Below are 10,651 nucleotides of genomic sequence, written 5' to 3'. Positions count from 1 at the left end.
TACCTTGGTCCAGCGCGGGCCGAGCTGGCCACCGCGTCGTCCGATTCGCAGGCGCAGACGCTCGCGACCGTGCATCCGGCCGCCGTGCCGCTCGTCAGGCAGCAGCTCGACGCGCTCGCGACCGACCAGTTCCGCTGGGCGGGCGAGGCGTGGCCCGGCGCGCGGCTCGACTGGACGATCGAGCCCGACGATCCGGGCAACCGTGCGCCGCGCGGCGACGGCGACACGGGCGACGGCATCGCCTGGCGCACGCGCCTCACGCTGACGTTGCCATCGCTCGGCACGGTCGACGCGGAGCTGGTGCTGAACGGCACGCAGCTCGTCGCGCGGCTGCGTGCGAACCAGACGGGTGCCGACCGCCTCACGCGGCACGAGGCGGCGCTGCGGCAGCGGCTCGAAGTGTCGGGGCTCAAGGTGGGCGGGCTGTCGATCCGCGCGGTCGACGACGGCCCGGACGGCTTCGACCTGTTTGCGGCCCAGGCGGCGGCCGCCGCGTATGCACGCGGTTCGGCGTCGGCGTCGGCCAGCGGCCCGGCGACGCGTGTGCCGGATACCGACGACGAGGCGCTGCCATGAGCATGACGTCCCGCAAGCGCGCGGCCGCGCTCGTCTACGATCCGAAGGGCGGCGATGCCGCGCCGCGCGTGGTCGCGAAGGGCTACGGCGCGCTCGCCGAGATGATCGTCGCGCGCGCGCATGATGCCGGGCTGTACGTGCATACGGCGCCGGAGATGGTGTCGCTGCTGATGCAGGTCGATCTCGACGACCGGATTCCGCCGCAGCTCTACCAGGCGGTCGCGGATCTGCTCGCGTGGCTGTACTCGCTCGACCGTACCGAACCCGCGCCGGACGCCGCCGCATCGCGCTTTCCGCTGCCGCCGTTGCGCTGAACGGCGGTGCGCCGCGCGATTTCTTACGAAATGCCGCCTTGACCTTGCAAGGTCATTCTGTCGGTATTTTTCGCCTATCGATCGGTATCGTGCTGCAATGCGCGCGCTTCGCCGGCATTTCCTCGCTCGGCGGGCTTGCCGCGACGTATCCGGGCGGATTGAGCCGGCCAGTGATTTGTGTAATGATATCCATTCTCATTTTCATGCTGCCCGGGCGGCGCGCACGCTTTGCGCGCCGCCCGTTGTTTTGAACGAATGGAATCTCTCGCGTGAACGCGCCCGAAACGATCAATCCGCCCAAGACGGGGACTTCCCGCGCCGGCGTCACCGTGCTGCATCCGGCGGCCCGCCCGCTGAGCGACGACGAACTGGCCGCGCGCCGCCAGCGTTCGCGCCGCGCGACCTTCATCAAGTGGCTGCGCAAGGTGCATGGCTGGGTCGGGCTGTGGGGCGCGGTGCTCGGGTTGCTGTTCGGCGTGACGGGCGTGCTGCTCAACCACCGCGCGCCGCCGCTGAAGATTTCGACCGGCGAGCCGCAGGTCGAGGAGATGCAGATCGCGCTGCCGGATCCGGCGCCGAAGACGCCCGCCGCGATGACGAAGTGGCTGCAGCACGAACTGCATTTCGACGGCAAGCCGGGCCGCATGCGCAAGGAGCCGGCGCAGCCCGTCGCGTGGGGCGACAAGCGCGTGATGCAGCCGGAGCACTGGCAGATGGGCCTGTTCGGCCCGCACCAGAACCTGCAGGCCGAATACTGGGTCGGCAACGGCTACGTCGCGGTGAAACGCACGGGCAATACGTTCCTGACGACGCTGAACAACCTGCATCGCGGCGTCGGGATGAATCTCGGCTGGGTGCTGCTGATGGACACGATCGCGGGCTCGCTGATCCTGCTGTCGCTGACCGGCGTGCTGCTGTGGACCGAGCTGAACAAGCGCCGCACGGTCGGCGTCGTGCTGGTGGTCGGTTCGGTCGCCGCGGCGCTGGCCGCCGGCCTGACCTGATCGGCGGCACGCGCCGGCCTGGCGCCGGCGTGTGCGCTTTCGTCTGTTTCGTCCGCTTCGCCCGTCGCTGACGCCTGGCCGGCGCGACCACGCGCCGGCGTCGGTAGCGATCAGAGCCCGCAGGCCGCGCCGCTGTTCGCCGCGATCTCGCGCGCGGCCTTCGCGCCCTCGACCTGCAGGATCGTCGGCAGCGACACGTTGTTCTTCGCGGCGGTGATCTCGGCGAGGATCGAGATCGCGATTTCCGGCGGCGTCCGGCTCCCGATGTAGATGCCGGCCGGCCCGTGCAGCCGGGCCAGTTCCGCTTCGTTCAGGTCGAATTCGCGCAGCCGCTCGCGCCGAGCCGCATTGTTGCGCCGCGAGCCGAGCGCGCCCACGTAAAACGCGGGCGTCTTCAGCGCCTCCATCAGCGCGAGATCGTCGAGCTTCGGGTCGTGCGTGAGCGCGATCACCGCCGAACGCGCATCGAGATTCATGTCGAGCACCGTATCGTCGGGCATCGTGTGCACGACGCGCGTACCCGGCACGTCCCACGCATCCGTGTATTCCTCGCGCGGATCGCACACCGTCACCTGGTAGTCGAGCCCGACCGCGATCTGGCACAGATAGCGCGACAACTGGCCGGCGCCGATCACGAGCATCCGGTAGCGCGGCCCGTGGATCGTCACGAGCCGCTCGCCGTCGAACGCGAGCCCGTCGGCCGCCTGCGCGGGCGACAGCGATGCGCGGCCGGTCGCGAGCGTCATCGTGCGCGTGACGAGGCGGCCGGCCTCGACTTCCGCGCACAGCGCGGCAATCCCGCTGTCGCGCGTGAGCGGCTCGAGCACGAGCTGGATCGTGCCGCCGCACGGCAGCCCGAAGCGGTGCGCTTCCTCGGCCGTCACGCCGTACTTGAGCGCTTCCGGGCGCGCATCGGCCGCGATCCCGCTTGCATGCACACGGGCGATCAGGTCGTCCTCGATACATCCGCCGGACACGGAGCCGACCACGAGCCCGTCCTCGCGCACCGCGAGCATCGCGCCTTCGGGGCGGGGCGACGAGCCCCACGTCTTCACGACCGTCACGAGCAGCACGCGGCGCCCTTCGTCGAGCCAGCGCGCGCTGGATTTCAATACATCGAGATCGACGCTTTCCATCATCTTCTTCCTGTTGCCGGGCGACACCGCCGATGCGGGCCGCCGTTCGATGGCGCGATTATGAACCGCGCGGCGCGCACGTGCAGGCGGCGCGCTGGCTCGTGCGAGCAAATCCGGAGAATCGGGCAAGATATTGCGACGATCGGACAGCGGTCGATCGGGGGAGCGGCGCACGGCCGGTTCGGGAACGCGCGGGCACCAGTGATGGGCCCGCGCGGTGTTCGTCCGACGCGCGGTCTGCGCGCGCCGATACGTCGCTCAGTGCGCGTCGTGGTGACCGTGCGCGAGCTTCGAGTGGTGGCGCGAATACAGGAAGTAGATCACGAGGCCGATCACGAGCCAGATACCGAACGCGGCCCACGTGACGGGCTGCAGGTTCAACATCAGGAACAGGCACGACGCGACCGCGAGGATCGGCACCACCGGCACGCCGGGGCAGCGGAACGCACGCGGCAGGTCGGGATGCGTGCGGCGCAGCACGAGCACGGCGATCGACACCATCGAGAACGCGGCGAGCGTGCCGATGTTGATCAGCTCGGCGAGCACGTTGAGCGGCACGAGCGCGGCGATCAGCCCGAAGAACAGGCCGACGAGCCAGGTCGTCAGGAACGGCGTCGCGTAGCGCGGGTGCACGCGCGACAGCGCTGCCGGCAGCAGCCCGTCGCGCGACATCGCGAAGATCACGCGCGTCTGGCCGTAGCTCATCACGAGGATCACGGTCAGCATGCCGAGCACGGCGCCGAGATCGATGAAGCCTGCCACCCACGTCTCGCCGGCCTTCTGCAGCGCGTACGAGATCGGGTGCGAGATGTTCGCGTACTGGGCCGACGGCACGATGCCGGTCGCGACCGCGGCGACCGTCACGTACAGCACCGCGCACACCGCGAGCGACGCGATGATGCCGATCGGCAAGTCGCGTTTCGGGTTCTTCACTTCCTCGGCCGCCGACGATACCGCGTCGAAGCCGATGAACGCGAAGAACATCACGGCCGCCGCGCCGAACACGCCGTTCCAGCCGTGCGGCATGAACGGCTGCCAGTTCGCGGGCGTCACGTGGAACACGCCGACCGCGATCACGAGCAGCACGACCGACACCTTGATGAACACCATGATGTTGTTGATTCGGGTCGACTCGCGGATGCCGATCGACAGCAGCGTCGTGATCACGATCATCACGAGGAACGCGGGCAGGTTGAACCACGTGACGACGCCCGGCACCGCACCGGGCGCGGCCGTCAGCACGGTGGGCAGCGTGAGCCCGAAGCCCTGCAGCAGCGACTGCAGGTAGCCCGACCAGCCGACCGACACGGCCGACGACGCGAGGCCGTATTCGAGCATCAGGTCCCAGCCGATGATCCACGCGACGAGCTCGCCGAGCGTGGCGTACGAATACGTGTAGATCGAGCCGGCGACGGGAATGGTGGACGCGAATTCCGCGTACGACAGCGCGGCGAGGCCGCACGCGATCGCGGCGATCACGAACGACAGCATCAGGGCGGGGCCGGCCTGCACGGCGCCGGTACCGGTCAGCACGAAGATGCCGGTGCCGATGATCGCGCCGATGCCGAGGAAGGTGAGGTCGATCGCGCCGAGCGCTTTCTTGAGCCCGGCGGCATGCGCGCCGGCGATCATGCGATCGACGTTTTTCTTGCGGAAGAGAGACATTGCGGATGAATCGCCAGCGCGCGCGGGCGCGGTAGCGCTGACTGAGTGAAAACCCGTAATTTTAGCCGATTTGGCGCGCAAGACCCGCTGCAGCGCAGCGCTGTGTCACAAAATCGTCCGATAAAACAAGCGCTTGCGCTTCAGGCGGGCGACAGCGGGCGGTGACGCGGCATGTGCCGCGTCGCTGGCCCGGACGAATCGGGTGAAACGTGGGGGAATCAGGCGCCGGCCGTGGGCGCCATGTCGACGAGCCGGTTGCTCATCACGTAGAACGTGAGCTCCGCGTTGTTCGACAGCCGCATCTTCTCGAGCAGCCGCGAGCGGTACACGCTCACCGTCTTCACGGACAGCGACAGCGTGTTCGCGATGTCGGTGAGCCGCTTGCCCGATGCGAGCATGCAGAGCGTCTGGTATTCGCGGTCGGACAGCTTCTCGTGCGGCAGCGGTTCGTTCTCGAACGACACGTATTCGGCGAGCGCCTCGGCCATCGCGGGGCTCACGTACTTGCGGCCGGCCGCGACCTGCTGGATCGCGCCGATCATCTGCGCGGCGTTGACCGTCTTCGACAGGTAGCCGGCCGCGCCGGCCTTCAGCGCGCGCACCGCGTACTGGTCCTCGCGATACATCGAGAACATCAGCACCGGCGTGCGCGACAGCTTGCGCTTGAGGCGCTTGAGCACCTCGATGCCGTTCGTGTCCGGCAGCGAGATGTCGAGCAGGATCACGTCGAATTCCTGTTTGTCGACGGCGGCCATCGCGTCGCCGCCGGTTTCGGCCTCGGTGACGTCGCGCGCGACGCCACGGTCGATCAGCAACTGGCGGATCCCTTGCCGGACGATCGCGTGATCGTCCACCAGCAGGATGTTCAGGCTCATGACGACCTCACGAAAGCGACGCGCGGCGGGCCACGACGGGCACCGCGAGCAGCGAATCCCAAGCGAAGCGCGCGGTGACGCGCGTGCCGTGGCCGGTTGCCGGCGTGGCCGTCTCGAAGCTGCCGCCGAACGCCTCGCAGCGGGCGCGCATGCCGGCCAGACCGTAGCCGGTGCGGCGGCTTCGGGAGAAACCGGTCCCATCGTCGGCGACAATCAGTGACAGGTGCGTGCCGTCGGCGGCGATGCGCACGTCGACCGACGTCGCGCGTGCGTGTTTCGCGACGTTCGACAACGCTTCCTGCGCGACGCGGAACACCGCGAGCGCGCTGGCGCCCGCGATCTGCGTCAGGCGCGCGTCGGCCGCACAGACGAAGCTGGTGCGCAGGCCGGTGCGTGCCGCATGGGTGTCGGCCCACGACGACAGCGCGCCGACCAGGCCCGCGTCGAGCGCCGGCGTGTCGCGCTCGTCGATCAGCCGGCGATTCGCGTCGGTCGCGGCGTCGAGCGCCTGCTGCGCCAGTTCCAGCGCGCGCAGGCAACCGTCCGGCGCATCGGCCGGCAGCCACGTTTGAACGTTTGCGAGCGCGAAACGCGCAGCGGTGAGTTCGGCGCCGAGCCCGTCGTGCAGCTCGCCGGCCAGGTGGCGGCGGGCCGCTTCGTCGGCGGCGAGCAACTGGGCAGACAGCGCTGCGATCCGCGCGGCGGAGGCGCCACGTTTCGGCGCGGCGTCGGCAATGGGCGGAGTCGCGACGCAGCCCGGCACGCGCTGTTGCGACGGGAACGGGGCGTGGGCGCCCAAAGGCGCGTTAAGCGACGTATCCATGACTCTCCCTGCTGTCAGAAAGCGGTTCAGACACCGGCTGGCTGCGTGGATCGGCTGCCGTTTCGATGACGGTCGCCGCCAGAGAATCGCCCCCTGCCGAGGTAACAAAAGTTACGTCTTGTAACACTTGCATCCGACCCTTCCACTCTCATCCGAACGGCAACCACGCGCGGCGAATAATATCTCAAAATTTCTGAAAAGGTCATGTCAGGCGGACATTTAAGGGTAAATGTGAATAATCGGAATGAAGGTGTTGTAGGAAAAACACTGACACCCGAGCACCGGACGATGACGTATCCAAATGTAACTATTTGAGATGAGATGATCCCAATTTGTTACGAATTCGCCAAGTAGGGACGAAAAAAAACCGGAGCTTTCGCTCCGGTTCTTGATGACGCGCAAAATTTGGGGATCGATCAGTCGACAAACGCGCGCTCGATCACGTAGTGGCCCGGCGCGCTGTTCTTGCCTTCGACGAGGCCGGCCTGCTTCAGCAGCTCGGTCGTGTCCTTCAGCATCGCGGTGCTGCCGCACAGCATCACGCGGTCGTTTTCCGGCGAGAACGGCGGGACGTCGAGATCCGTGAACAGCTTGCCCGTCGCGATCAGGTCGGTGATCCGGCCTTCGTTGTCGAACGCTTCGCGCGTGACCGTCGGGTAGTAGACGAGCTTTTCCTTGATGATGTCGCCCAGGTACTCGTGGCCCGGCAGGTCGTGCTTGATGTAGTCCATGTACGCGAGCTCGCCCTTCAGGCGGCACGTGTGCGTCAGGATCACCTTGTCGAAGCGGTCGTAGATGTCCGGGTCGCGGATGATCGACATGAACGGCGCGAGGCCCGTGCCCGTCGACAGCATCCACAGCGTCTTGCCCGGCAGCAGGTTGTCGGCGACCAGCGTGCCCGTCGGCTTCTTGCCGATCAGCACCGTGTCGCCCACCTTCAGGTGCTGCAGGCGCGACGTCAGCGGGCCGTTCTGCACCTTGATGCTGAAGAATTCGAGATGCTCTTCGTAGTTCGGGCTGACGATCGAGTAGGCGCGCGCGAGGGGCTTGCCGTCGACCTCGAGGCCGACCATCGTGAATTCGCCGTTGTTGAAGCGCAGGCTCGCCTCACGGGTGCAGGTGAAGCTGAACAGCGTGTCGGTCCAGTGATGGACGGATTGGACGGTGGCGGTGTCGTATTTGCTCATGGCTTTGAAAACGGACGCGCGTAGCGAACGCGAGTAACGGGCCCAAAAACGGGCAAAAAAACCGAGTGCGACGGCCCGATCACGGATCGGCCGGCCGGCGCGTCGGACACGCGCCTTCTCGATGACAGACGATTGAGGAACTCGTTATTTTACCCTGTTGACGCGGATCGCGGGCTTGACCCCCGCGGCCGCGCGGATTTGGCGCAACGAATTATTTCAATCGCCTTTCAGTTTTTCAGCGCTCGGCCGCGAGTTTCGCGCCGAGGCCGACGAGCGCCACGCCGCACAGCGCGTCGAGCGGGCGCCGCACGCGCCGGTAGCCGCGCTGCGCGCGCGGGCTCGCGAACAGGTATGCGACGCACGAATACCAGCCGGCCGACAGCACGCCGATCGTCACCAGCACCGCGCCGTTGAACCACAGCGGCACGTGCGCGGGCAGCATCGCCGCGAACACGCTGGTCCAGAACGCGCACGATTTGGGGTTCGTCAGGCAGGTGAACAGGCCGCTGCGATACGCGCGCAGGTAGTCGCGCGCGTGCGGCGCGGCCAGCGGCGCGCGTTCGTCGGGTGCGTCGGCCGGTGCCGTATCGCGGCGCACACCCGCGCGCAGCAGCTTGAAGCCGAAATACACGAGGTACACGGCGCCGCCGATCCGGATCGCCTCGTACAGCCATTCGACCTGGTGCAGCACGGCCGCGAGGCCGAGCATCGCGAGCGTTGCCCAGGCGATCGACGCGGTGCCGACGCCGAGCGCCGACGCGGCACCGAGGCTGCGCCGGCCCGCGAGCGACAGTTGCGAAATCATGAAGAAATTCGGGCCGGGCGTGATCGCCGCGACGAGATAGACGACGGCGATTTGCAGCAGAATCGGCAGGTAGGTCATGGCGGCGCGGCCCGGCGGCGGGGCGGAGCGGAATGGGCAAGGCGTTAATGTAGCGCGCGTCGCGCAATCCGGCTGTGAGCGGGCCGAGGTCGGGCGCGTTATTGCGGATCGAGGCGCAGGCGCGCGATGTACGGCAGGTGGTCCGACAGCCACGCGGCTTCGCCGGACGGCGCGCGCCATTCGAGCGGCGTCAGCCCGCGCACGAACATCTTGTCGAGCGCGAGCGCCGGCGAGAACGCGGGGAACGTGCGGCCCGATTCGCCGAGCAGCGTCGCGACCTCGGACAGCCCGATCTCGCCGAACAGCGCGACCGAATCGTTGCGCCAGTCGTTGAAGTCGCCGGCGAGCATCAGCGGGCCGTCGCCTGCGTTGCGCACGATCCAGTGCGCGATCCAGTGCATCTGGCGCAGCCGCGCGGCGCGCGTGAGCGCGAGGTGCGCGCACAGCAGCGTGACCGGGCGGGCGCCCGCGAGCGTCGCGCGCGCGACCAGCAACCCGCGCCGCTCGAAACGGTGCGCGGAGATGTCCCAGCGGCCGCCGAGGTCGAGCGGATGCGGTGACAGGATTGCATTGCCGTGCCGCCACGACGGCTTGAACACGTTCGGCCCGAGCGCGATCTGCCAGTCGAGCGCATGCGCGATCTCGGTGGCCTGGCAGTGCCAGATGTCGTCGACCGCGTCGTCCATCGGTGCGCCGAAGCCGGGCGCGAGCACGGGGCGCGGCATGCGGCGCGCCATCGCTTCCTGCAGGAAATACACGTCGGCGTGCGTCGACTGCATCCAGTTGCGCATCGCGTTCCACGCGGTGAAGCCGAGCGGCGAGCGGCCCTTGTGCAGGTTCCAGCTCACCGCGGTGATTTCGTCGGGTGCGGCGTGCGGTTCGGCGAACGGCAGGGACAGGGCGTCGGCGGACATGACGCTCAATCCTTTGCGACGTGCGCACGCACGCGGTACACGAGGTGCGGATGTTGCTCGACGAGCGTCCAGTCGGTCCACGCATCGGCGCCGACCGTCAGGCCGGGGTGGCTCGCGACGATTTGCCGCGGCGACGCGGGCACGCACGGATCGGCCGGCTTCGCGCCTTCGTCGTCGATCGTTTCCTGCACGTCGAGCGCGAGCGACACCGTGTTCGCGTCGGCATCGACGGTGAGCGGCGCGACCGTCACCGTGCGCGAACGCTCGGTCGGCACGACGCGCGCGGCATTGCCGCAGCCGACCGGCACGGCGGACGGATAGCGATGGGTATCGGTACGGGTCTGACCCACGGTGGTGCGCTGCTGGAACGTGTCGATGGTCTGACCGTCGCGTACCACCTGGATCTCCCACGCGACGGAGGCCGGTGCGGGGCTCTGCGCATGGGCGGCGAGCGCAACGCTCGCGAGCAGGACGGCCAGGCCGTGTTTCAGCATGAAACGTCTCCGGAAACGCGGAATAGCGGGGAACGGACGCACATCTTACGCCCGATCGATTTCGGTCGCGATGTGACGGGACGCGTCGCCGCAGGTTCGCCGCACGATGCGTTCCTGTTCGAAAGGTAAGGCCGCGTCATGCGTTTTCAAGCGAAAAAGCGCGTGAACTCGGCGACGGGCGCGCGCTCGGTGACGAGGCGGTTCTCGATCGCGTCGGGGTCCGCATGGCCGAGCGACATCCCGCAGACGAGCTGCTCGTTGGCGGGAATGCCGAGGTGTTCGGTAATGATCCGGTGAAACGGCACGAACGCGGCCTGCGGGCAGGTATCGAGCCCGCGTGCGCGCGCGGCCGTCATCACGCCCTGCAGGAACATCCCGCAGTCGAGCCATGCACCGTAGGTCATTACGCGATCGAGCGTGAAGAACAGCGCGACCGGCGCATCGAAGAAGCGGAAGTTGCGGGCGTGCTGCGCATGCATGCGCGCCTTCTCGTCGCGGCCGATGTTCAACAGCCCGTACAGGTCCCAGCCGACCTTGCGGCGCCGGTCGATATACGGCGACACCCACTCGCGCGGGTAGTAGTCGTACTCGGCGACGTATTTCTCGTCGCGCGCGGGATCGTCGTGGGCCGCGGTGAGCGCGGCGGCGAGCGCATCGCGCGTGGCGCCCGTCGCGACGTACACGCGCCACGGCTGGATGTTGGTGCCCGACGGCGCGCGGCTCGCGGCTTCGAGGATCGCCTCGAGCGTGTCGCGCGGCACGGGCGTCGGCAGGAACGCG

Annotated in this window: 13 protein-coding genes; 4 read left to right on the top strand and 9 right to left on the bottom strand. The window is 68.1% G+C overall.

What is annotated here, in order from left to right; all coding sequences use genetic code 11:
• The 4 genes from G3N96_RS35355 to G3N96_RS35340 all read left to right on the top strand — a co-directional run.
• Positions 1-576, top strand: a 576-nt coding sequence (locus G3N96_RS35355) for a flagellar hook-length control protein FliK (RefSeq protein ID WP_206140065.1), incomplete at its 5' end; no start/stop codon positions are given.
• Positions 573-890 (top strand): EscU/YscU/HrcU family type III secretion system export apparatus switch protein, encoded by a 318-nt coding sequence (locus G3N96_RS35350; protein ID WP_089431830.1) that lies wholly within the window; start codon positions 573-575, stop codon positions 888-890. The genes G3N96_RS35355 and G3N96_RS35350, both read left to right, overlap by 4 nt.
• Before the next feature lie 38 nt (positions 891-928).
• Positions 929-1,141, top strand: a complete 213-nt coding sequence (locus G3N96_RS35345; RefSeq protein WP_206140064.1) for a hypothetical protein — start codon at positions 929-931, stop codon at positions 1,139-1,141.
• A gap of 18 nt (positions 1,142-1,159) precedes the next feature.
• On the top strand, positions 1,160-1,894 hold the full coding sequence (locus tag G3N96_RS35340; protein ID WP_085041894.1) for a PepSY-associated TM helix domain-containing protein: 735 nt from the start codon (positions 1,160-1,162) through the stop codon (positions 1,892-1,894).
• Positions 1,895-2,004: 110 nt separating this feature from the next.
• Here the strand turns inward: G3N96_RS35340 and G3N96_RS35335 are convergent, their stop codons facing one another.
• From G3N96_RS35335 to G3N96_RS35295, 9 genes are all read right to left on the bottom strand, one after another.
• Entirely contained in the window at positions 2,005-3,030 is a 1,026-nt protein-coding gene (locus G3N96_RS35335; protein WP_124582039.1) for an XdhC family protein, read from the bottom strand.
• 258 nt (positions 3,031-3,288) lie between these two features.
• Entirely contained in the window at positions 3,289-4,695 is a 1,407-nt protein-coding gene (locus G3N96_RS35330) for an amino acid permease (protein ID WP_124582042.1), read from the bottom strand.
• A gap of 218 nt (positions 4,696-4,913) precedes the next feature.
• Positions 4,914-5,570, bottom strand: a complete 657-nt coding sequence (rqpR, locus tag G3N96_RS35325) for a response regulator transcription factor RqpR (RefSeq protein ID WP_059232953.1) — start codon at positions 5,568-5,570, stop codon at positions 4,914-4,916.
• 7 nt (positions 5,571-5,577) lie between these two features.
• Complete coding sequence (gene rqpS, locus G3N96_RS35320) at positions 5,578-6,393, bottom strand: quorum system sensor histidine kinase RqpS (RefSeq protein ID WP_206140063.1); 816 nt, start codon at positions 6,391-6,393, stop codon at positions 5,578-5,580.
• Positions 6,394-6,809: 416 nt separating this feature from the next.
• Positions 6,810-7,580, bottom strand: coding sequence for a ferredoxin--NADP reductase (locus tag G3N96_RS35315; protein ID WP_089426542.1), 771 nt, complete (start codon positions 7,578-7,580; stop codon positions 6,810-6,812).
• 235 nt (positions 7,581-7,815) lie between these two features.
• The gene (locus G3N96_RS35310; protein WP_011353500.1) at positions 7,816-8,463 is read right to left on the bottom strand and encodes a LysE family translocator; all 648 of its coding nucleotides are present in this window, start codon (positions 8,461-8,463) and stop codon (positions 7,816-7,818) included.
• A gap of 98 nt (positions 8,464-8,561) precedes the next feature.
• Positions 8,562-9,377, bottom strand: a complete 816-nt coding sequence (locus tag G3N96_RS35305; protein ID WP_085041888.1) for an endonuclease/exonuclease/phosphatase family protein — start codon at positions 9,375-9,377, stop codon at positions 8,562-8,564.
• Positions 9,378-9,382: 5 nt separating this feature from the next.
• Positions 9,383-9,871: a hypothetical protein gene (locus tag G3N96_RS35300; RefSeq protein WP_206140062.1), complete on the bottom strand. Its 489-nt coding sequence runs from the start codon at positions 9,869-9,871 to the stop codon at positions 9,383-9,385.
• A gap of 146 nt (positions 9,872-10,017) precedes the next feature.
• Positions 10,018-10,651: nitroreductase (locus tag G3N96_RS35295; protein ID WP_206140061.1), on the bottom strand; the 634-nt coding region annotated here is incomplete at its 5' end.

Source organism: Burkholderia sp. Se-20373 (assembly GCF_017104705.1).
GTDB lineage: Bacteria > Pseudomonadota > Gammaproteobacteria > Burkholderiales > Burkholderiaceae > Burkholderia.
Note: the sequence above shows the minus strand (reverse complement) of the source record. Positions and strands in the feature narration are given on the sequence as shown.